Below are 20,447 nucleotides of genomic sequence, written 5' to 3'. Positions count from 1 at the left end.
CGGCTTGTCAAATGACAGTTTGATGAAAGTCTTACTTTTGAAGGGCTCGGCTTACCCTGCATTATTCATCAAATTGTCACCGAACCTTCAACGGTAATTCGTATTACCACCTTATTCGTTGCCGTCATCAAAACGTGCCAACAGCGCAAAAGGTGGACGCAATGAAACTTCGCACTGTACTCATGACAGCAACGCTTCTCTGTGCGGCTTATGCACAGGCGGGCGCAACCGAACCCGTGGGCGGACCCGACTTCAACATCAAGACCAATGTGGATCTGAAGGCACTGACACCCGCAAATTTCTACGACGTGCTTGTCCCGGCCGCCAAGGCGGAAGGCCAGATCAGCTTCTATGATTTCGGCGAATCGGAAAACGTCATCTTTGCCGAGATCATTCGCCGCTTCGAAGCGAAATACGGCGTCAAGGTCGAATATCATCAGGTCGACGGCGAACAGGCCGTACAGCAGCTGATCGCCGCCAAGCAGGCCGGCCAGCCTTCGCCCGTTGATGTCTTCTGGATGCCCAACGGCTCGGTCCGCGTCGCCGATCAGGCCGGCATAATCGCCAATCTGCCGCTTAACACCATGCTGCCGAGCGCCCCGGACCTTGAAGAGAATGCGGCGACCGTTTCGCGCGGCTACGTCCACGGCGGCAAGGTCGCGCCCTACCACCGCAACGTCACTGCAATCGGCTACGATACGCGAGCCTTCCCCAATGGCACCGAACCGAAGAACTTTGCCGAACTGCTCGCCTTCGCCAAGGCAAACCCGCAGAAGATGGTCGTCACCGACCCGACGCGTGGCGGTTCCGGTATCGGCTTCCTCGAAAGCGCCATCCTGGCGATGACGACCAAGGACTGTCAGGCTCGCCTCTATGACTACACCGTCACGGAAGCCGACGCGGCTGCCTGGGCCAACGGCCCCTGCCTGGACCCGGTCCTTGCCTATTTCAAGGAGCTGCGCCCCAACGTCGAGTTCACCAACGGCAATACGGACTCGCTCAATCTGATGGCAAACGGCCAGGCTGAAGTGGCGACTGTATGGGAAGACGAGGTCTATGACTTCACCGGCCGCGGTCTGCTGCCGCCGACCGTCAAGGCCCGCCTCCTCACCGATGGCGAAGTCGGCGACGGCGATGGCGCCATGATGCCGTCTGGCGCAACCCACGTCGCCGGCGGCCTTCTCTTCCTCGACTTCCTGATGTCGGACGAGATCCAGCTCTACAAGCTCACCGTCAACGGATCACGCTCGGCCCGTACGAAGCTCGATATCGACAAGGCCCTGACGTCGGACGTGACCAACCGCCTCGTGCCGCAGGAACAGTATCTGAACTATGCGCGCCCGCGCATCGTCGGCACGATCTCCGACGCCGCCGCCAAGCGTTTTGTCGAGACCATCCTGCAGGGCAGCTGATTCTCTTCGAAACCTCAGGGAAGGGCCGCCGACCGCGGCCCTTCCATCCTTCTTCATCCTTGGAGCTGCAGATCATGGCGCATGTTGTCCTCGCCAACCTCCATAAGAGATTCAACGCCACGCTGGCGGTCGACAATTTCTCCCTCGATGTCGCCGAGGGCGAATTCGTTGCCCTTCTCGGGCCTTCGGGGTGCGGCAAAACGACAGTGATGCGGATGATTGCCGGCATCGCGGAACCTGACAGCGGCGAGATCGCGATAGGGAACCGGCGCGTCGATGGCCTGCCGCCCGAACATCGCAATATCGGCCTGGTTTTCCAGTCCTACGCACTCTTTCCGCATATGACAGTCGAAGCCAATATCGCCTTCGGACTCCAGATGCGCCGCGTTCCGCGCGACGAGATGCGCCGGCGCGTCGCGACCGTTCTCGACATGGTCGATCTTGCAAAACTCGCCAAGCGTCATCCGCGCCAGCTTTCCGGCGGTCAGCAGCAGCGCGTCGCCCTAGCTCGGGCACTGGTTACCGAACCGGATGTCCTGCTCCTCGACGAGCCCCTTTCCAACCTCGACGCCAAATTGCGCGAGCACCTGCGTGAGGATATCCGAAATCTGCAGCGTCGCCTTGGCATCACGACGATCTATGTCACGCATGACCAATCCGAGGCGCTCGCCCTTGCCGATCGCGTCGTCGTCATGAACGGCGGGCGCATTGTCGAGGAAGGTGGGCCACGCGACCTCTACCAGACGCCCAGGCGGCGTTTCACCGCCGAATTTCTCGGCCAGACAAATATTCTCGCCGCTACGGCCTCGGACGGCACCATCCATTTCCCGTGGGGCGAGGAGCAGGCCGGATGGAACGGCCAGACCGGCCGGCTCGACCTCTCGATCCGACCGGAAGACATCTCCATCCAAGCGGCGGGCATAGGCCCCGCGGTCGTGACCGACGTAACCTTCCTCGGCGCGGATATCGAACACAAGCTCGATGTCGGCGGGTTAACGATGCGGGCACGGGCGAGCGGGCGCGGCGCGAAAATCCTTCCGGTCGGGACGCGCGTCGCCATCGGCCTCCCCGACGATCTGCACGTGCTCTCGTGACGGAGGTGAAGGAATGAACCGCATGGCTGCCCTTCTGCTGCTGCTTTTGCCCGGTGTCGGATTTCTTGTTCTTTTCTTTGGGCTGCCACTTGCCCTCGCGTTTCTGGCAAGCGTCGGTCTCGGCGCCCTCGGGGACAGCAACGGCTTCACACTGGAGCACTACCGGTCGCTATTCACCGACAGCGTCTATCGAGACGGTTTGCTGTTCTCGATCTATATTTCTGTCGCACCGACGCTGGTCAGCCTCGTCATCTCCGTGCCGCTCGCCGTCCTCCTGCAGGAGAGTTTTCCAGGCAAGCGGCTGTTCCAGACGCTTTACAAGATACCGCTCGTCGTACCGGCAATCGTGGCCGCTTTCATCGTCATGACGCTGTTCGACCGCGGCGGGGAGATCCCGCGGCTGCTGCAGCCCCTTAACCTGCAGCTGCCGAAGCTGGTGCGCGACCCCTGGGCGCTGGGGGTGATCATCGCCACGGCCTGGAAATCGATCCCCTTCATGACGCTGATCATCGGCGGCTCGGTTGCCGCGATCCCACACGATCTGAAACATGCCGTGCGCACGCTCGGCGGCAATCGCTTCACCGTCTTCTGCCGCGTCGAGCTGCCGCTCGCGCTGCCGGGGATCACAGCTGCCACGCTGCTTGTCTTCGTTGGAACGACCGGGGCTTTCGCCGTGCCTTCCCTGCTCGGGCCGATATATCCCAAGCCCCTGTCGATCTGGATGTACCAGAACGCATTGGAGAAGAACGACTGGGCGAGTGCATCGGCGATGGGCATCATGCTCTCGATCGTCGCATGCCTCGTGCTGGTCATCTATTATCGCATCACGTCCGGTATGCGCACCGGCATCAGCGGAGAGACCCGATGACGATTGCCGTTTCACTTCCGTCACGCCTGGATCGGGCAGCTATCAGGCGCAGTCGAGTCCCAGAGGGATGGTGGTTGTCTGTCGGCCTCTATACCGCTCTCGCCCTGACGCTGCTGGCACCGCTGGTCGTCGCACTCCTGTGGTCGCTGGTCGATCCGAAGGGCGGATGGTTTGCGCCCGATATCCTGCCGCGCGGTCTGTCCCTCGTGCATTGGCAGGCGATCACTCAGGACCGCAGCCTGATTGCGAGCATCCTCACGAGCCTTTCGATATCGGCCGTGGTCATGATCCTCTCGGCCATCCTTGCCCTCCCGACCGCCTTCGCGCTCGCGAAGATCCCCTTCAAGGCGAAGCGCGCGGTCGAGATGTTCGTGCTGGCGCCGCTGATCGTTCCCGGCCTGGTCGTCGGGATCGGCATCGGCTTTGTCTTCTTCCGCATCGGCCTCGCCTATACCATCCCCGGCGTCATCCTTGCGCAAACCATCGGCACGCTTCCCTTCATGATCCGAATCCTGGCGGCGACCCTGGAGAACCTGCCGATGGATCTCATACATGCTGCCCGTACACTGGGCGCGAGCCCGCTCAAGGTTGCGCTTCGAATCGTCGTGCCGCTCACCTGGCCGGGCTTCGTCGCCGGCGGCCTTCTATCCTTCATTTCGAGCTTTGAGGAGTTCGAGAAGACCTTCATCGTCGGCGCCCCGCAGGTCGAGACATTGACCGTAAAGCTCTGGGCGGTCCTCGGCGGCAAGGTGCTGATCTTTCCGAACGCGGCCGTGGTGACCTTCATCCTGCTCGCCCCCACCGTCGTCATTTTTATGCTTGCCGAACGTGCATTGCGCAACGAAAGCGCGCTCGCCGCCGGCATGGGCAAACTCTGATCCCTTCACATACAGGAGAATTCAATGTTCAAACTTCTCGCGCAGAACGCTGCCGACGTTCATGTCTGCGGCCATCGCGGCCACTCGATCGGCGCGCCGGAAAACACGATCGCCGCTTTCGTCGCCACCCGCGAGCACGGTGGCGATTCAGCAGAGATCGACTGCGTGCTGACGGAAGATGGCGAGATTGTTCTGATGCACGACCAGACGCTCGACCGCACCACCAACGGTACCGGTCTGGTCTCCGCCAAAAGCCTCACCGACATCCGGAAGCTGGACGCCGGCAGCTGGTTGGACGGCCGCTTTTCCGGCGAACGTATCCCGACGCTTGCCGAAGCGATTGAATTTGCGAAGACTTATGATTTCGGTCTCGTAGTCGAGGTCAAGGAAGCCCGCCAGACGGACCGGTTCGTCCGGCGCCTCGGCGCGGTTCTCGCCGAGACTGCTGGCTCCGACCATCTCGTCATGATCTCCTTCGACCACGCTTTCCTGCGGGATATGAAGGATGCCCTGCCCGGCGTTCGCACCGAAGGCATCACCCATGCCCGCCATGCCGACTTCGTCGGCGTCGCGAAAGCAGCGCGTCTCGACTCCCTTTCGATCGAGCATCAGATGTTCAGGCCGGAGGACGGGGTCGCCCTGCACAAGGCCGGCGTCGCCGTGCGGTTCCACCTGCAGCGGCCGGCCTACTACGACCGCTACAAGGCGCTCGGCGTCGATCTGCTTGCACCGATTCCGTCCTATGTCGCAGACGGCGTGGTCGATACCATTTCCGGTGACGATGTCGGTTTCCTGGCAAAGCTCAAGGCGGCAGGTGTCGCGAAATGAGCGAATGGATCGCCTTTCCTGCGGGCGAACAGGTGTCCGAGCTGGCTGTGGTTCCTCTCGATGAGCGCGAGCGCCTCCGCGATGGCCCCACCGATGCCGCAACCTTTGCCGCCGCTTTCGATTCCATTCCGGCATTGCGCCAGATCGAAATCGGCGGGAATGCGCCGCAGCGCACGGGTGCGCGCGGCTCGCTCAGGGTGGCAAGCTGGAACGTGGAGCGGCTGCGCCATCTTCAAGCAATCGGCGATACCCTGGCGCAGCTCGCTCCGGACGTCATGCTGCTGACCGAAATCGACAAGGGCATGGCGCGATCAGGCAACAGCCATCGGATCGCGGAGCTCGCGGGTCGATTTGGTCATGGCTACGCTTACGGCATCGAATTCATCGAGCTCGATCGCGGCGACCCGGAAGAACGGGTCACGCACGCGCATGAGACCAACCTTCTCGGCTTTCACGGCAACGGCATCGTCACCGATCTGACCCTGAGCCGGCCGTTCCTGGTCAGGCTGGAGGCCGAAGGGAAATGGTTCGGCTGGGAGCGGGAGGAACCGCGTGTCGGGGGCCGGATGGCGATCGGCGGGCAGATCGAACTCGACGGCACCAAAGTGACTCTGGTTGCGGCGCATTTCGAAAGCCATTCCGACCCGGAGCATCGAGCCGCTCAGGCTGGACATCTTCTTGATGTCATCGACCGCTATGACCCGGGTGCCCCGGTTCTGATCGGCGGCGATTTCAACACGTCGGCGTTCTCCCGGCGGGAGACCGCATTGGAGCTTGCGGCAGCGCTTGCCGCCGATCCCCGGCGGCGCGTGGATGTCGAGCCGTACGAGCCGCTGTTCGCGCTGATGGCCCAGCGAGGATATGACTGGACGCGATGCAATGTTCCGGGTGCACCGACCGAGCGGCCGGACGATCCGGCCGAACGCGTGCTCGGCAAGATCGACTGGTTCTTCAGTCGCGGTCTGAAGGCATCTCTTCCGGCCGTCATCCCGGCGCTGAAGGCGGACGGGACGCCCTCCTCGGATCACGAGTGCCTGATGGTGCAAATCGAGCTGATCTAAGTTGCTGACGGGATGTCGTGACACGGTTGTCACGACATCCCTCTACAACCATGGTACTCTACGCGTTATGAGACGATTCTCGCCCGGCGGCTTTGTCGGGAATGAGAGTTATGCGGACGACTGCCGGCAGCAATGAATGGTGACGGGAATAACTGCCGGGGTGCAAAGCAATGGTTCAGAATAAAAACAAAGAATCCAACTCTGTCACCTCTCACGACGTCGCCAGGGCGGCGAACGTGTCACAGGCTCTTGTCAGCCGGGCATTCTCCGGAAAAGGCCGCATATCGCCCGAAACGCGTGCCAGGATTCTGAAAGTAGCCGAAGACATTGGCTGGCATCCGAATGCGCTGGCCCGCAGCGTGGTCACCGGAGACGCGCCGCTTGTCGCCGTCGTCACGGCGCGATTGAATTTCGACTGGAGAGCCCAGGTCCTCTCCCATCTGCTGAAATCCATCCAGGCATGGCATCTAAAGCCGCTGCTCTTCTACGCCGAGAACGATGATGACGTCGACCGTCTGCTTGGCGAAACGATGGAATGGCGGACGCGCGGCGTCATTGTCATGGCGGGTGATATTCGGGCGCGCCGGGCCGAGGCGATTATCTCCGGTGGCCAGTTTCTGGCAACCCTCAACCGCCCCGCCAACCATCCCGATGCCTTTTCCGTGGCGACCGACAATCAGCACGGCGGCGCCATGGCAGCTTCGCTCCTGATTGAAGAAGGCCGGCGAAAATTCCTTGTTCTAAGCGGGCCGCAGAGTAACTGGGCAAGCGCGCTCCGTACGCAGGGCTTCGTCGAGGCCATCCGTTCACGTGGCGAATCCGCGGTCATCTGGCACAATGAAGCGATGACGATGGAAGCCGGCAAGGAATGCGCCGCGGCATTTCATGGGCTTCGCCATCATGAAAGGCCGGATGCCGTCTTTGCGACCGATGATGCTTTGGCCCTCGGCTTCATGGATGGCGTGCGCGGCCAGACAGGCATTCCTGCCGACCTGTCGCTCCTCGGCTTCGACAATCTCGCGGCTTCTTCCTGGCTGCCCTATCAGCTGACCACGTTCGAACAGCCGCTCAGCGAAATGGTGGGCCGGATGGTCCACTATATTAACCTGCATCAACACAGGCCGCAGGACGCTTTCTGTTCGACTAGTCCTCACCGGATCGGTGAGGACGGGGTCGTCTATTGCCTGCCAAAAATCATTCAACGTTCAACGACGAAACCGACCCCTTGACGGATTCGAACTGAGACCGCCGCGACTTCCCGGTGGTTAGCTTGGCAACCGTGGGTACGGGAAGTCCATTTCAGATTTGCCCTTCAAATGGCATGGCATTCTAGCGGCCCTTCTGGAACCGGAAGAACTTTCGTTTCATTATACGACTAAGTTGATAGAGTTTCCGCAGAAACGAAGGAGGTTCCCATGCAGTCAATTCGGATTACCCGGCTCCTCGCGGCCGCGGTCTTTGCAGGAAGCGTCGCAATCGGCGCCGCCGCCCCGGCTCTGGCCGATCAGACGCTTCTCAACGTGTCCTATGACCCTACGCGTGAACTCTACAAGGATTTCAACGCCGCGTTTGCCGCCAAGTGGCAGAAGGACACCGGCGAAACCCTTACGATCCAGACTTCGCATGGCGGCTCCGGCGCACAGGCCCGATCGGTCATCGATGGCCTTGAGGCCGATGTGGTGACGCTGGCGCTCGAGGGCGACATCGACGCCATCGCCAAGGCTACGGGAAAGATCCCCGCCGACTGGAAGACCAAGTTCCCAAATAACTCGACGCCGTACACCTCCACTATCGTTTTCCTCGTTCGCAAGGGCAACCCCAAGGGCATCAAAGATTGGGGCGACCTGATCAAGGATGACGTTCAGGTGATCACGCCGAACCCGAAGACCTCGGGTGGCGCACGCTGGAACTTCCTCGCTGCCTGGGCGTGGGCCAAGCAGGCAAACGGCGGTGATGACGCCAAGGCCCAGGACTACGTATCGAAACTCCTGCAGCATGTTCCGGTTCTCGACACCGGCGCTCGCGGCGCCACGACGACCTTCGTGCAGCGCGGTCTGGGCGATGTTCTACTCGCCTGGGAAAACGAAGCCTATCTCTCGCTGGAGGAACTCGGTCCGGACCAGTTCGAAATCGTCACGCCCTCCTTTTCCATCCGTGCCGATCCGCCGGTCGCAGTCGTCGACGCCAACGCCGACAAGAAGGGCACGCGCAAGGTTGCCGAAGCCTATCTCAACTATCTCTACTCGGACGAAGGGCAGAAAATCGCTGCCAAGCATTTCTATCGCCCGACCAAGCCCGAAGCAGCCGACAAGGCGGACATTGCCCGCTTTAAGGACCTGAAGCTTGCAACCATCGATGACTTCGGCGGCTGGAAAGAAGCGCAGCCGAAATTCTTCGCGGATGGCGGCGTGTTTGACCAAATCTACAAGCCGGCCCAATAATATCGCATGAGAGCACATAGCCCCACGTGGTGGCGGTTCAGAAAGCCGAGCGTCATTCCAGGCTTTGGAATAACGCTCGGCCTTAGCTTGACCTGGCTCACCCTTCTGATCCTCATCCCGCTCTCGGGCCTCGCCTGGCGTTCGAGCGAACTGGGCTGGGAAAAGTTCCTGTCGATCGCTTTTGACCCGCGCACGCTGAACGCACTTCGCATCAGCTTCGGCGCCGCCTTTGTCGCGGCCTGCATCAATGCAGTTTTCGGCGTCATCCTTGCCTGGGTACTCGTGCGCTATCGCTTTCCCGGCAAGCGCCTGATCGATGCAATGGTCGACCTGCCTTTCGCCCTTCCGACCGCCGTCGCCGGCATTGCTTTGACGACGCTCTATGCCCCGAACGGCTGGGTCGGCCAGTTTCTGACGCCGCTCGGCGTCAAGATTGCCTTTACACCGGCTGGTATCGTCGTCGCTCTTGTCTTTGTCGGGTTGCCCTTTGTCGTGCGCACCGTGCAGCCGGTGATGGAAGAGATCGACAAGGAGGTGGAAGAAGCCGCCGCGACCCTCGGAGCCAACCGCTTCCAGACGATCTTTCGCGTCCTGCTTCCCGGTCTCGCGCCTGCCGCGCTGACGGGTTTCTCGCTGGCTTTCGCCCGCGGCGTCGGCGAATACGGCTCGGTTATTTTCATCGCCGGCAACCTGCCGTTCAAATCGGAAATCGCGCCGCTGCTGATCGTCATTAAGCTGGAGGAATACAATTATGCAGCAGCGACCGGCATCGCAGCGGTGATGCTGATCATCTCGTTCAGCATGCTGCTTGTCATCAATCTCATCCAGAGCTGGAGCCGGCGGAGGTATGGTCATGGCATTTGACACAATCGCTCGCTCGGCCAAGGTGCGCTCGGTTATCACCGAAACCAGGCTCGCCCGCTGGATGCTCATCGCCCTGTCCCTGGTCTTCCTGCTGCTCATGCTGTTGCTGCCGCTGGCTGCTGTCTTCGTCGAGGCCTTCCGTAAGGGCGGGAGTGCGTTCTTCGAGGCGCTGCAAGATGCCGAAACACTCTCCGCCATCTGGCTGACACTCATCGTCGCCGGGATCAGCGTGCCGTTGAACCTCATCTTCGGGGTGACTGCAGCCTGGGCGATTGCCAAGTTCGAGTTCAAGGGCAAAGCCTTCTTGACGACGTTGATTGACCTGCCCTTTTCCGTTTCACCGGTTATTTCGGGCCTCGTCTTCGTGCTGCTTTTCGGCGCCAACGCCTATCTCGGAAAGTGGCTCGATGCCAACGGAATCAAGATCCTTTTCGCTGTGCCGGGGCTGGTCCTTGCCACCATGTTCGTCACATTCCCGTTCGTCGCACGAGAGCTGATCCCGCTGATGCAGGAACAGGGTACGGCGGATGAGGAGGCGGCCCTTTCGCTGGGTGCCAGCGGCTGGCAGACCTTCTGGCATGTCACGCTGCCGAATATCAAATGGGGGCTGCTCTACGGCGTTCTGCTCTGCAACGCCCGCGCCATGGGCGAATTCGGTGCCGTTTCCGTTGTATCCGGGCATATCCGCGGCCAGACGAATACCATGCCGCTGCAAGTGGAAATTCTCTACAACGAGTATAATTTCACCGGCGCCTTTGCCGTTGCGGCTTTGCTTACCTTGCTTGCCCTTGTGACCCTTGTTTTGAAGACGCTGCTCGAACTGCGATACAGCGCGGAAATCTCCGCCAGCCGGCGGCACTGAAGGAAATAGAATGGAAGTTCGCGTCCAAAACTTGCGCAAGGAATTCGACCGCTTTCCGGCGTTGCATGATGTTTCATTGAATATCCGCTCCGGCGAACTGATCGCACTGCTCGGGCCATCCGGTTCCGGCAAGACGACATTGCTGCGCCTGATCGCCGGCCTCGAAAGCCCGACCGAAGGTCTGATCTACTTCGGCGACGAAGATGCTTCGAAGAAGACCGTGCAGCAGCGCAATATCGGCTTCGTGTTCCAGCACTACGCCCTCTTCCGCTACATGACGGTTCTCGACAACATTGGTTTCGGACTTAAGGTGCGCGATGCCGCACGCCGCCCATCGAAGGCCGAGATCCGCAGCCGCGCGCTGGAACTGCTCGACCTCGTGCAGCTTTCCGGCCTCGAGAAACGCTACCCGGCCCAGCTCTCAGGCGGCCAGCGCCAGCGCGTCGCGCTCGCTCGCGCCCTGGCGGTCGAGCCCAACGTGCTGCTTCTCGACGAACCCTTCGGGGCGCTGGATGCCCAAGTCCGCAAGGATCTCCGTAAGTGGCTTCGCGAAATCCATGACCGCACCGGCCATACAACGGTCTTCGTCACGCACGACCAGGACGAGGCGATGGAGCTTGCCGACCGTGTCGTCGTCATGAGCCAGGGCGCGATCGAACAGGTCGGCACGCCGGACCAGGTCTACGACAATCCGAATTCGCCCTTCGTCTTCGGTTTCGTCGGTCAGTCGAACTGTCTGAAAGTGCGCGTCGCCGGGGGCGATATCTGGTTTGAAGATCGCCCGCTTGGCCTGAAGACTGGAAACGAGCCGGAGGGCGATGCGCAACTCTATTTCCGCCCGCACGATATCGAACTGCGCGACGGCTGCGGCGGCTGCATTGCCGGCCTGCTGGTCTCCAGCCGCCGCGTGGCCGGAACCCGGCATATCGAGGTCGACATCGGCAAGGGACATCCTTCGATCGAGCTGGAACTGCCGCCCGCGCAGGTCGACAGTCTCGACCGCAACCGGATCGCGTTCCGTCCGACCCGCTGGAAGCTGTTCAGGAGCGCGTGACGCACGCCTGAAGGGTAACTGGCTGGAAGTGCAAGCATCATTGAGGAAGCGTTCGGGAGCGGAGCTTGCGCCATTGATTTCGCGTTGCCTAAATTAGTAAAATGTAGAATAAACGTACAAGGCAACGTTTTGGCAACCAGATGCCAGGTGGGAGGGGGCTATGTCTCTCGCAATCAACGATACCGCACCCGATTTTGAGGCAGCAACGACGGAAGGCAGGATCCGGTTTCACGACTGGATCGGCAATTCCTGGGCAGTCCTGTTTTCGCACCCCAAGGATTTCACGCCGGTGTGCACCACAGAGCTGGGCTACATGGCGAAGATCAAGCCCGAATTCGACAGGCGTGGGGTAAAGATCATCGGCCTGTCGGTTGATCCTCTCGACCGTCATTCCGGCTGGGCTGACGACATCAAGGAGACACAGGGCATCGCCCCGAACTTCCCGATGATCGCCGACACAGATTATAATGTGTCGAAGCTCTATGGCATGCTGCCTGCAGCGGTCTCTGGCGATCCAACCCAGCGCACCCCGGCCGACAATCAGACCGTGCGCAACGTCTTAGTCGTTGGCCCGGACAAGAAGATCAAGTTGATCCTCGTCTATCCGATGACGACCGGCCGTAATTTCGATGAAGTCCTGCGTGTGATCGACTCGCTGCAGCTGACCGCCAAGCACCGGGTCGCGACTCCGGTGAACTGGAAGCAGGGCGAGGACGTGATCATCGCCGGTTCGGTGAGCGACGACGAAGCCAGAACGATATATCCTAACGGATGGAACGCGCCGAAGCCCTATATCCGGATCGTTCCGCAGCCGGAAAGCTGATAAGGACATCCGGGAACCCGCGAAACAATTTGTGAAAGGGAGGTGCCGATGATCTTCCGCCAGCTCTTCGACAGCGTGTCCGGCACCTACACCTACCTCATCGCCAGCCGGCAGGGCGGTGAGGCGCTCATCATCGATCCCGTACTCGAGAAGGTCGACCGTTACCTCAAGCTCGTCGAGGAGCTTGATCTCAAACTGGTCAAAGCCGTGGACACCCATTTGCACGCCGACCATATTACCGGGTTGGGTGCGCTGCGTGACCGCACCCACTGCATCACCGTGATGGGCGAGCAGACGGCTGCCGATGTCGTTTCCATGCGCGTGGCCGAGGGCGACAGAGTCGCGATCGAGGGACTGAGCCTCGATGTGCTCTATACGCCAGGCCATACGGACGATTCCTATTCTTTTCTCATGAATGGCCGCGTGTTCACAGGCGACACGCTGCTCATTCGCGGAACGGGCCGCACGGATTTCCAGAATGGCAACCCGCGCCAGCAATATGACTCCATCTTCAACAAGCTCCTCAAATTGCCGGACGAAACGCTCGTCTATCCGGCGCACGACTACAAGGGCGACACCGTTTCCACCATCGGCGAGGAGAAGCTCTTCAATCCGCGCCTGCGGGTCAGCTCCGTGGACGAGTATGTCAACCTCATGAACAACCTGCACCTTCCCAACCCGAAGATGATGGATGTGGCTGTGCCGGCCAACGTTCATATCGGCCTTCATCAGGACGAGATCGCGCGAAGAGGCTGGGCGGTTTCCGCAACCGAGGCGCTGGCACTACACGGCCGCTCCGACATTGCAATCATCGACCTCCGCGAGAGGGCAGAACGGGAAAAACACGGAACTATCCCCGGCTCGATTCACGCCCCCTATCCGGATTTACAGGAAAACATCAGCCTCGGCGGCATGCTGCACGAACTGGCAGCCGCGACCGGCAAGCGGATCGTCTTTTACTGCGCCTTCGGCGAGCGCTCGGCGATGGCCGTGCAGGCCGCCCAGGACGCCGGCTTGACGGGCGCCTGTCACATCGAAGGCGGCATCGACGCCTGGAAAAAGGCGGACGGACCGCTGATCCGGTAAGCGGCGGTCTTGACCCTGGCCCTACGCAAGCAAGTCCGCGTTAGCAACCTTCTCGAACGTGCTGAACTGAAACTTCTGCACCGCCCCCCATGGGGTTATGTGTTCGTGCTGCTGCGTCCTGATGAGCTTGAACTGTCTGCCGAGGACCGCCTGAAGGCTTTCGGCATCGTGACGGGCAACCGGCAAGCCGCTGCACTTCTCCGGGCCGTCGAGCGCAAAGGTGCCAATCACGGCCTTGCCGCCTTCTTTGAGGGCCTGAGACAGCACACGAACATAGGCGCGCTGATCCGGCTGCGACGTCAGGAAGTGAAAGGCGGCGCGGTCATGCCAGAAATCATACTGGCGGTCGGGCGTCCAGGCGGTCACATCCGAGACGATCCACTGCACCCGTTCGGCGTCCGCCAGCCGCGACTTTGCCGTTTCGAGGGCTGCGGCGGAGAGGTCGAGGACGCTCACGTGAGCCTGCCCGACGGCCTCCAGAGCATCAACCAGCCGCGACGCGCCGCCGCCGATGTCGATGACCGACATTTCCGGCGTCAGCCCGGCCTCGCGCATCAGGGCGAGCGACAGCTCGGGGGTGGCCTCATACCAACTCACCTCGGTCGCTGCCTTGGTGGTGTAAACATTTTCCCAATGCGCCTGGCGGTCGGTCGCGGTCATGAAATCACCTCGGCTCAGCAAGCAAGTTTAGCACGGGCGAACTGCGGATCACCGACGCTTCCTGATGAAATCACCCGGCCCTGTTCCCTTCGCCATCGAACACATGCAGGTTCTGGGCCGGGAAGGAAACACTGACTTGCGGCCCGGCGGTCAGTGCCTCGCGGTTCAGCGTGAAGACCTTGAACGGCAGACCATGCAACGAAAGATGCAGGATGATGCCGAAGCCTGTTGGTTCGACGAGTTCGACATCGGCGCTCATGCCAGTGCCATTCGAAGACATGACCACATGTTCCGGCCGGATGCCGAGCGTCACCTTTGATCCATTGGCGACAGACAAGGGCGCGGTAAGCGGGACCACCGTGCCGTCCTTCAGCTTCACGCCGCCGTTCTCATAGGTCGCGTCGAGGAAGTTCATGCCCGGGGAACCGATAAAGCCGGCGACGAACAGATTGGCGGGGCGATCATAAAGCTCCAGAGGGCTGCCGACCTGCTGGACCACGCCGCCATGCATCGCGACAATCCGGTCTGCCAGCGTCATCGCTTCGATCTGGTCGTGGGTGACGTAAATCGAAGTCGCTTTCAGGTCGCCGTGCAGTTTTTTGATTTCCGCGCGCATCTGTTCGCGCAGGCGGGCATCGAGGTTCGAGAGCGGTTCGTCGAAAAGGAACGCCTTCGGCTGGCGCACAATCGCTCGGCCCATCGCGACACGCTGGCGCTGGCCGCCCGATAGCGCTTTCGGCCGGCGTTCGAGCAATGGATCGAGACCGAGCTTCGAGGCCGCATTCGCGACGGCGCTTGCGATCTTTTCCTTCGCCGTCTTCCGAAGCTTCAGGCTGTAGCTCATGTTGCCGGCGACATTCATATGCGGATAGAGCGCGTAGGACTGGAACACCATGGCGATGTCGCGATCCTTCGGGTGCAACTCGTTGACCCGGTTGCCGGCAATGCGGATTTCACCACCGGTGACGTCCTCCAGTCCCGCAATCATGCGCAGCAACGTCGATTTCCCGCAGCCCGATGGGCCGACGAGAACCACGAACTCGCCGTCCTTGATGCGCAGGTCGACATCATGCAGCACCTGCACATGGCCGTAAGCTTTCTTGATGTTCCTGATATCGATCGATGCCATGTGATTACCCTTTGACCGCGCCGGCCGTCAGGCCCTGGACGAGATACCGTTGGATGAGCAGGAAGAAGAGGCCGGCGGGAATGAGCGCCAAGCAGCCAGCTGCCATCATCTGCCCGAAATCCACGGAGAATTTCGAAACGAAGGTGAGCAGCCCCACCGGGAAGGTTGCTGCGTCATTTCCGTTGATCAGCATGAGCGCGAAGAGCAGTTCGCTCCATGCCGCCGTGAAAACGAAACCGAGTGTCGCCGCAATCCCGGGCAGCGTCAGCGGCAGGATGATCTGCCGGAAGGCAGTGAATTGTGTCGCTCCGTCGATCATCGCCGCCTCTTCCAGATCCTTCGGAATGCCGTCGAAGAAGGACTGCATCAGAAAGGTCGCGAAGGGCACGTTGAAGGCCGTATAAACGACGACGAGGCCGGTCAGGCTGTTCGTCAGGTGCAGGGGCGAGAGGATCTTGAAGATCGGGGCAACGAGCATGACCAGCGGAAACATCTGCGTCAGCAGCATCAGTGCCACGATCCAGTATTTCGCCCGGAAATTGAAGCGCGACAGCGCGTAACCGGAAAGCGAGGCGCAGAACGTCACCGCGATCGCGGTCGAGGCCGACACGATCAGGCTGTTCTTGAAGAAGGTCGGGAATGCGCTGTGCTGAAGCACGAAAGCATAATGGTCCCATGTCGTACGCGAGGGCCACATGCGCACACCTTCGGTGTAGAGCAGATCGTTCGGCGTCACCGAGACTTTCAGCAGCCAGAAGAGTGGAAAGAGCGCGAAGGCGATGTAGCAGAGGAGCGCCAGCCGATGCGCAATGGTCGGAATGATGGATCGTCTCATGGCCTCAATCCTTCAGCAGGGTCTGCCGCAGCAGGATGATCAGCATTGAATAGGCGAGCAGCAGCGCGAGCAGCACCAGAGCGATAGCCGAGGCGTAACCGAAATCGAGCGCTCTGAACGCCTGGGTGAAGATGTAGCTGGCGACGATCTGCGTCCTGTCCGCCGGTCCGCCGCCTGTCATGACGACGATCAGGTCGGCGAAATTTGAAACCCAGACGGTGCGCAGCAACACGGTGATGGCAATCGTTGGCGCCAGAAACGGGAGCGTGATCGAGCTGAAGCGCTGGAACCAGCCGGCTCCATCGATCGAGGCGGCCTCGTAGAGATCGCGCGGGATCGCCTGAAGGGCGGCGAGCAGCGTGATCGCGAAGAACGGGATGCCCCACCAGACATTGGCGATGATCGGGCCCCACATTGCATACTGCGGATCGGAGAGGATATTGCCCGGCTCGCTCATCAGGCCAAGGCCGAAGAGCCAGTGCGGGATCGGCCCGATCACCGGATTAAAGAGCCACGCCCAGTTGAGGCCGGCAAGGAAGGAGGGGACCGCCCAGGGCAGGAAAACCAGCGCCTGCACGATGCCCCTGCCCCAGAACGGCTTGTCAAGCAGCAGCGCCAGGATGAGTCCGAAGACGAACTGCAGGATGACCGAGGCCCCGGTCCACCAGAGCGTATTCCTGAGAGCGCCGTAAAAGGCCGCGTCCTTCGAAAGCACGCGGAAATGCTCAAGCCCGATGAACCCGCCGGAAAACGGGTTCAGGAGCTGGATATCGCGAAACGCATAGGAAATCCCCACCACCAACGGCACAAGCATCACCGCGATGATCAGGATCAGCGAGGGGGCGCTGTAGAGATAGGGTTCCGAGGCATCGGCAAGGCGCTTCAGCCACGGCCTGCGGTCGTGACGCCCATCCAGCGTTTCGGCGGTCATAGTCATCGGTGAGCGGCTTTCGTGTTTAGTTCTAGATTGCTCGGCGCAGTGCAACCCCCTCATCCGACCCTTCGGGCCACCTTCTCCCCGCTGGGGAGAAGAGGGAAATTGCCGTAGTCACCGCGAGTCCCTTCTCCCCAGCGGGGAGAAGGTGTAGGCAGGTCAGGTGCAACAAGTTGCACCGGGGATGAGGGGGCTGCAGTCTCTGAAGCCCCCGTTTCCGCCTACTTCTTGGCCAGGAACTTCTGCTGCGCCTTCGTCAGGTAATCGGCCCACTGGTCGGCAAGATCCTTCGGCAAGATGTCGCCGAGCAGCGCCTGCTGCGAGGTCTTGATCGCCAGCGAATCCTTGAAGAAGGCGAATTCTTCGAGGTAGGTCGGCATCACCGTCGGAACTGTGTTCTTGTCGGCGAGTTCCTGGAACCAGCCCTTAAACTGATCCCCTGCATAGAAGGGATCCTTCTCCGCAGCCGTATAGGCGGGCAGAGCGCCAATTTTCTTGTTCCACTCGAGGTTGCCTTCCGGGCCTTCGAGCGTGGCGATCAGCTTCCAGGAAAGGTCCTTGTTCTGGCTCGTCGTGAACATCGACCAGCCGCCGTAACCGATGGTCGGGAAGGACTTGCCGTCCGGTCCCTTCGGCAGCGGTGCTACGCCGAAGTCTTCCTTCTTCATGCGGTCGGCAATGGCGATCAGCGCATCCGGATCCTGATCAAGGAAGGCGCAGGTGCCGGAATAGAAGCCGGCAACCACTTCGTTGAAGCCCCAGTTGACGCTGTCCTTCGGCGCATAACCCTTCTTGTAGAGGTCGACCATCCACTCGATGCCCTTCGCCCAGCCTTCGCTGTTCATGGTCGAGGTGCCGTCATCCTTGAAGTACTTGTTGTCGCCAGCCATCGACGCGGCGAAAATCATCCAGCCGTTCAGACCGCCCGGGCCGCCGCGCAGGCAGTAGCCGTATTTGCCAGGGATCTTGGAGACAGCCTCGGAAGCCTTGGTGAATTCTTCCAGCGTCTTCGGCGGTTCGGCAACGCCAGCCTCCTGCAGAAGCTTCTTGTTGTAGAACATGGCGCGCAGATAGAAGCCGTACGGCAGCATGTAGGCGGTGTTCTTCACGTCACGGCCGAGTTCAAGCGCCCGCGGCGTCAGTTCCTTCGTGTGCTCCCACTTTTCCAGATAAGGCTCGAGACTCTCGAGCATGCCGTTGTTGCCGTAGAGCGACAACCAGGTGTCGGGCATTTCCATCACGTCCGGCACGTCGCCGGCCGAAACCATCGTCGCGAATTTCTGAAAAGCTTCGTTCCACGGCAGTGAAATGATCTCGACCTTCGTACCGGGATTTGCCGCCTCGAACTTGCCGACGATCGACTTCAGCGTCTCGGTTCGCTCCGGGCTGGTGATCACCTCGACGAGCTTGAGTGTCGTATCGGCAAAGGCGGTGCCCGCCATCATCGTGGCGAAGAGGGTTGCGGTTATCAGTCTTTTCATGCTCGGTTCCCCTTTTTGGTGTTCCTCTCGGTTGAAGATTATGAAGCGGCGGCAATCGCCTCTTCGATGTCCCTCCACAGCGCCTCGGTTCCTTCGAGGCCCACATGGAGGCGTACGGACCGCGGATTGATGCCGAAGGCATGCGCGGAATTCGGCTGCGCTTTCTGCTGAAGCACAACCTCGCCCGGTACGATCAGGCTTTCATGTCCACCCCAGCTCACGCCCAGTTTGAAGAGCTTGAGGTGATCGGCGAAGGTGCGTACGTCAACGCCTTCGCGGAATATGAAGGAGAAAAGGCCCGACGTGCCGTTGAGACCTGCGGGCAGACGGTTGGTTAGGCCCGGATGGCAGACCTGCTCCACCACATCCAGCGCCTGCAGGCGCTGAGCAATCGTCATCGCCGCTGCCTCATGCGCCTTCATGCGGATCGGAAGGGTACGCAGCCCGCGGATCAGAAGCCATGCATCGAAAGGCGAAAGCTTGCCGCCGAGATAAGGATAGGCCTCCGCCTTGACCCGGGCGATCATCTCTTTCGAGCCCGCAACCACTCCGGCGACGACGTCGCTGTGACCGCCGAGATATTTCGATGCCGAATGAATGACGAGATCGACGCCCAGCGTGACGGGGCGCTGGAAGAAGGGGCTCGCCCAACTGTTGTCGATCATGGTAACGACACCATGCCGCTTCGCAAGCGCCGCAAGCGCGCCGACATCATGGGCTTCCATCACCCAGCTCGTCGGGCTCTCCATATAGAAGACCTTGGCACCCGGCAGCGCTCTGGCCACCGCCTCCTCGTCACGGCCGTCGACATAGGTCACCTCGACCTTCATCCGCTTCAGGATCGTGCCGAACAGGCGGAAGGCATCGGGATAGACGTGCTTGACCGCGACGATCCGGTCGCCCGGCTCGACGAAGCTCAAGACGGCGGACGAGATCGCGGCCATGCCGCTTGCAAAGCCGAGCGCGTCTTCCGCACCTTCGAGCTTTGCCAGCATCTCCTCGAACATGCGCACCGTCGGATTGAGCCCGCGCGTATAGATCGGCCGTACCTTTTCGCCGCGATAGGAGGCGATCATGTCGTCGTAATCGGAGAAGGTGAAAAGCGATGTCTGAAAAATTGGCGGAACCACCGCTTCGGCGAAGTTGCCTTCGTCATGCGCGGTGATCAGCGAAGCGAGTTCGAACGGTTCGAGGCCGTCAGTCATCTGGACATTTCCTTGATGTCTTCCTCGACAACGTCGAGGATCTTTAATGTTTCGCGCCGCGCCGCTTCAGTGTCCTGGGCAGCGATGGCGTTGAAAAGCGTGCGGTGAAACGGGAAGGACCGGCGGGCAAAATCCTGCCGGTCGAACGGGTGGCTCCAGAAGCGCATGAAGGTTTCACGCATCTGTTCCAGTAGCTGTCCGAACAGCGGGTTATGCGTGGCGTCATATACGGCCATGTGGAAAGCAAGATCTTCCGGACCAGAGGCGCCTTTCGCGTGATGAACGCGCTCCATCTCCCCGAGTTTTTCCTCGATAACGATGAGGTCTCTCGCCGTCCGCTTGCGGGCCGCGACCATGGCGGCCTCGCATTCGATCCCGCGCCGAACCTCCAGCGTCTGCAGCAAGGCATCGCGCAGATTGGCACCCTCGAAGGAAAGCGGCACGTGGATGGTTGCCGCCGAAACGGGCTTCAGCAAATAGGTGCCGCTTCCTTTGCGGGTCTCGATGACGCCAAGCGCCTGAAAGTGGCGGATTGCTTCGCGAATGGTCGAGCGCCCGACAGCAAGGGCGGCCATCAGCTCGCGCTCCGCCGGCAGCTTGTCGCCGGCCTGCAATTTCGCGTCCTCGACATAGTGGGCGAGCGCGTCGGTGACCTGGCGCGCGCGATCTATCGCCGGAAGCGGCCTGATCAACGGCCTGTCGCTGACATTTGCCTTCATACTCCCCCATTCTCCTCCGGCAGACCCAGAATTGGTCTGACATCTTAGCATTTCGGAAAGATTGGAAACCGTCAAGGCCAGTTGCCAGTCAGTAGCGGCGCACTTTAAAATCTTCCTGACTGCCCCCTGATCGAACCAATGCGGTTCTTCATCGACGGCGGCATGAGCAACCTCTAAGATCGATGCATCGATCGCGACAAGAAGGGATCATCC

At 60.8% G+C, this 20,447-nt stretch carries 20 protein-coding genes; 13 read left to right on the top strand and 7 right to left on the bottom strand.

Annotated features, from left to right (window positions below):
• The first annotated feature begins 161 nt into the window (after window positions 1–161).
• From ACPYOI_RS13460 to ACPYOI_RS13400, 13 genes are all read left to right on the top strand, one after another.
• Window positions 162–1,412: an extracellular solute-binding protein gene (locus ACPYOI_RS13460; protein WP_481422940.1), complete on the top strand. Its 1,251-nt coding sequence runs from the start codon at window positions 162–164 to the stop codon at window positions 1,410–1,412.
• A 74-nt stretch (window positions 1,413–1,486) separates the two neighbouring features.
• Window positions 1,487–2,506 (top strand): ABC transporter ATP-binding protein, encoded by a 1,020-nt coding sequence (locus tag ACPYOI_RS13455; RefSeq protein ID WP_481416838.1) that lies wholly within the window; start codon window positions 1,487–1,489, stop codon window positions 2,504–2,506.
• A 13-nt stretch (window positions 2,507–2,519) separates the two neighbouring features.
• The gene (locus ACPYOI_RS13450; protein WP_481416837.1) at window positions 2,520–3,374 is read left to right on the top strand and encodes an ABC transporter permease; all 855 of its coding nucleotides are present in this window, start codon (window positions 2,520–2,522) and stop codon (window positions 3,372–3,374) included.
• Window positions 3,375–3,448: 74 nt separating this feature from the next.
• Entirely contained in the window at window positions 3,449–4,252 is an 804-nt protein-coding gene (locus tag ACPYOI_RS13445; RefSeq protein WP_481416836.1) for an ABC transporter permease, read from the top strand.
• A 24-nt stretch (window positions 4,253–4,276) separates the two neighbouring features.
• Window positions 4,277–5,080, top strand: coding sequence for a glycerophosphodiester phosphodiesterase (locus ACPYOI_RS13440; protein WP_481416835.1), 804 nt, complete (start codon window positions 4,277–4,279; stop codon window positions 5,078–5,080).
• Window positions 5,077–6,141, top strand: coding sequence for an endonuclease/exonuclease/phosphatase family protein (locus tag ACPYOI_RS13435; RefSeq protein WP_481416834.1), 1,065 nt, complete (start codon window positions 5,077–5,079; stop codon window positions 6,139–6,141). Before ACPYOI_RS13440 ends, ACPYOI_RS13435 begins: the two co-directional genes overlap by 4 nt.
• A 170-nt stretch (window positions 6,142–6,311) precedes the next feature.
• Window positions 6,312–7,370 carry a LacI family DNA-binding transcriptional regulator gene (locus ACPYOI_RS13430; protein ID WP_481416833.1) on the top strand — a complete coding sequence of 353 codons (1,059 nt, stop codon included), beginning with the start codon at window positions 6,312–6,314 and terminating at the stop codon, window positions 7,368–7,370.
• A gap of 186 nt (window positions 7,371–7,556) precedes the next feature.
• Window positions 7,557–8,582 (top strand): sulfate ABC transporter substrate-binding protein, encoded by a 1,026-nt coding sequence (locus ACPYOI_RS13425; protein WP_481416832.1) that lies wholly within the window; start codon window positions 7,557–7,559, stop codon window positions 8,580–8,582.
• Window positions 8,583–8,588: 6 nt separating this feature from the next.
• Window positions 8,589–9,446 carry a sulfate ABC transporter permease subunit CysT gene (gene cysT / locus ACPYOI_RS13420; RefSeq protein ID WP_481416831.1) on the top strand — a complete coding sequence of 286 codons (858 nt, stop codon included), beginning with the start codon at window positions 8,589–8,591 and terminating at the stop codon, window positions 9,444–9,446.
• Window positions 9,436–10,308: a sulfate ABC transporter permease subunit CysW gene (gene cysW, locus ACPYOI_RS13415; protein ID WP_481416830.1), complete on the top strand. Its 873-nt coding sequence runs from the start codon at window positions 9,436–9,438 to the stop codon at window positions 10,306–10,308. The genes cysT and cysW overlap by 11 nt, the downstream gene beginning before the upstream one ends.
• 10 nt (window positions 10,309–10,318) lie before the next feature.
• Window positions 10,319–11,362, top strand: a complete 1,044-nt coding sequence (locus tag ACPYOI_RS13410) for a sulfate/molybdate ABC transporter ATP-binding protein (RefSeq protein ID WP_481416829.1) — start codon at window positions 10,319–10,321, stop codon at window positions 11,360–11,362.
• 160 nt (window positions 11,363–11,522) lie between these two features.
• Complete coding sequence (locus ACPYOI_RS13405) at window positions 11,523–12,185, top strand: peroxiredoxin (RefSeq protein ID WP_481416828.1); 663 nt, start codon at window positions 11,523–11,525, stop codon at window positions 12,183–12,185.
• Window positions 12,186–12,233: 48 nt separating this feature from the next.
• Window positions 12,234–13,271 carry an MBL fold metallo-hydrolase gene (locus ACPYOI_RS13400; RefSeq protein WP_481416827.1) on the top strand — a complete coding sequence of 346 codons (1,038 nt, stop codon included), beginning with the start codon at window positions 12,234–12,236 and terminating at the stop codon, window positions 13,269–13,271.
• A gap of 21 nt (window positions 13,272–13,292) precedes the next feature.
• Here the strand turns inward: ACPYOI_RS13400 and ACPYOI_RS13395 are convergent, their stop codons facing one another.
• The 7 genes from ACPYOI_RS13395 to ACPYOI_RS13365 form a co-directional block, all read right to left on the bottom strand.
• The gene (locus tag ACPYOI_RS13395) at window positions 13,293–13,931 is read right to left on the bottom strand and encodes a class I SAM-dependent methyltransferase (protein ID WP_481416826.1); all 639 of its coding nucleotides are present in this window, start codon (window positions 13,929–13,931) and stop codon (window positions 13,293–13,295) included.
• Between the two features lie 70 nt (window positions 13,932–14,001).
• On the bottom strand, window positions 14,002–15,060 hold the full coding sequence (locus tag ACPYOI_RS13390; protein WP_481416825.1) for an ABC transporter ATP-binding protein: 1,059 nt from the start codon (window positions 15,058–15,060) through the stop codon (window positions 14,002–14,004).
• Between the two features lie 4 nt (window positions 15,061–15,064).
• Window positions 15,065–15,895, bottom strand: coding sequence for a carbohydrate ABC transporter permease (locus ACPYOI_RS13385; protein WP_168832149.1), 831 nt, complete (start codon window positions 15,893–15,895; stop codon window positions 15,065–15,067).
• Between the two features lie 4 nt (window positions 15,896–15,899).
• A complete protein-coding gene (locus ACPYOI_RS13380) occupies window positions 15,900–16,832 on the bottom strand; it encodes a carbohydrate ABC transporter permease (protein WP_481416824.1) in 933 nt (310 codons plus the stop codon).
• Window positions 16,833–17,050: 218 nt separating this feature from the next.
• On the bottom strand, window positions 17,051–18,310 hold the full coding sequence (locus tag ACPYOI_RS13375; protein WP_481422939.1) for an ABC transporter substrate-binding protein: 1,260 nt from the start codon (window positions 18,308–18,310) through the stop codon (window positions 17,051–17,053).
• Window positions 18,311–18,348: 38 nt separating this feature from the next.
• Window positions 18,349–19,515, bottom strand: coding sequence for a PLP-dependent transferase (locus ACPYOI_RS13370; protein ID WP_481416822.1), 1,167 nt, complete (start codon window positions 19,513–19,515; stop codon window positions 18,349–18,351).
• Window positions 19,512–20,234 carry a FadR/GntR family transcriptional regulator gene (locus tag ACPYOI_RS13365; protein WP_481416821.1) on the bottom strand — a complete coding sequence of 241 codons (723 nt, stop codon included), beginning with the start codon at window positions 20,232–20,234 and terminating at the stop codon, window positions 19,512–19,514. The genes ACPYOI_RS13370 and ACPYOI_RS13365 overlap by 4 nt, the downstream gene beginning before the upstream one ends.
• Window positions 20,235–20,447: the final 213 nt, after the last annotated feature.

It is taken from the genome of Rhizobium sp. SVR5-2C (genome assembly GCF_056755115.1).
Note: the sequence above shows the minus strand (reverse complement) of the source record. Positions and strands in the feature narration are given on the sequence as shown.

Coding starts and splice junctions, on each gene's coding strand:
- ACPYOI_RS13460 (WP_481422940.1), top strand. CDS start 162: ATGAAACTTCGCACTGTACTCATGACAGCAACGCTTCTCTGTGCGGCT.
- ACPYOI_RS13455 (WP_481416838.1), top strand. CDS start 1,487: ATGGCGCATGTTGTCCTCGCCAACCTCCATAAGAGATTCAACGCCACG.
- ACPYOI_RS13450 (WP_481416837.1), top strand. CDS start 2,520: ATGAACCGCATGGCTGCCCTTCTGCTGCTGCTTTTGCCCGGTGTCGGA.
- ACPYOI_RS13440 (WP_481416835.1), top strand. CDS start 4,277: ATGTTCAAACTTCTCGCGCAGAACGCTGCCGACGTTCATGTCTGCGGC.
- ACPYOI_RS13435 (WP_481416834.1), top strand. CDS start 5,077: ATGAGCGAATGGATCGCCTTTCCTGCGGGCGAACAGGTGTCCGAGCTG.
- ACPYOI_RS13430 (WP_481416833.1), top strand. CDS start 6,312: ATGGTTCAGAATAAAAACAAAGAATCCAACTCTGTCACCTCTCACGAC.
- ACPYOI_RS13425 (WP_481416832.1), top strand. CDS start 7,557: ATGCAGTCAATTCGGATTACCCGGCTCCTCGCGGCCGCGGTCTTTGCA.
- cysT (WP_481416831.1), top strand. CDS start 8,589: ATGAGAGCACATAGCCCCACGTGGTGGCGGTTCAGAAAGCCGAGCGTC.
- cysW (WP_481416830.1), top strand. CDS start 9,436: ATGGCATTTGACACAATCGCTCGCTCGGCCAAGGTGCGCTCGGTTATC.
- ACPYOI_RS13410 (WP_481416829.1), top strand. CDS start 10,319: ATGGAAGTTCGCGTCCAAAACTTGCGCAAGGAATTCGACCGCTTTCCG.
- ACPYOI_RS13405 (WP_481416828.1), top strand. CDS start 11,523: ATGTCTCTCGCAATCAACGATACCGCACCCGATTTTGAGGCAGCAACG.
- ACPYOI_RS13400 (WP_481416827.1), top strand. CDS start 12,234: ATGATCTTCCGCCAGCTCTTCGACAGCGTGTCCGGCACCTACACCTAC.
- ACPYOI_RS13395 (WP_481416826.1), bottom strand. CDS start 13,931: ATGACCGCGACCGACCGCCAGGCGCATTGGGAAAATGTTTACACCACC.
- ACPYOI_RS13390 (WP_481416825.1), bottom strand. CDS start 15,060: ATGGCATCGATCGATATCAGGAACATCAAGAAAGCTTACGGCCATGTG.
- ACPYOI_RS13385 (WP_168832149.1), bottom strand. CDS start 15,895: ATGAGACGATCCATCATTCCGACCATTGCGCATCGGCTGGCGCTCCTC.
- ACPYOI_RS13380 (WP_481416824.1), bottom strand. CDS start 16,832: ATGACTATGACCGCCGAAACGCTGGATGGGCGTCACGACCGCAGGCCG.
- ACPYOI_RS13375 (WP_481422939.1), bottom strand. CDS start 18,310: ATGAAAAGACTGATAACCGCAACCCTCTTCGCCACGATGATGGCGGGC.
- ACPYOI_RS13370 (WP_481416822.1), bottom strand. CDS start 19,515: ATGACTGACGGCCTCGAACCGTTCGAACTCGCTTCGCTGATCACCGCG.
- ACPYOI_RS13365 (WP_481416821.1), bottom strand. CDS start 20,234: ATGAAGGCAAATGTCAGCGACAGGCCGTTGATCAGGCCGCTTCCGGCG.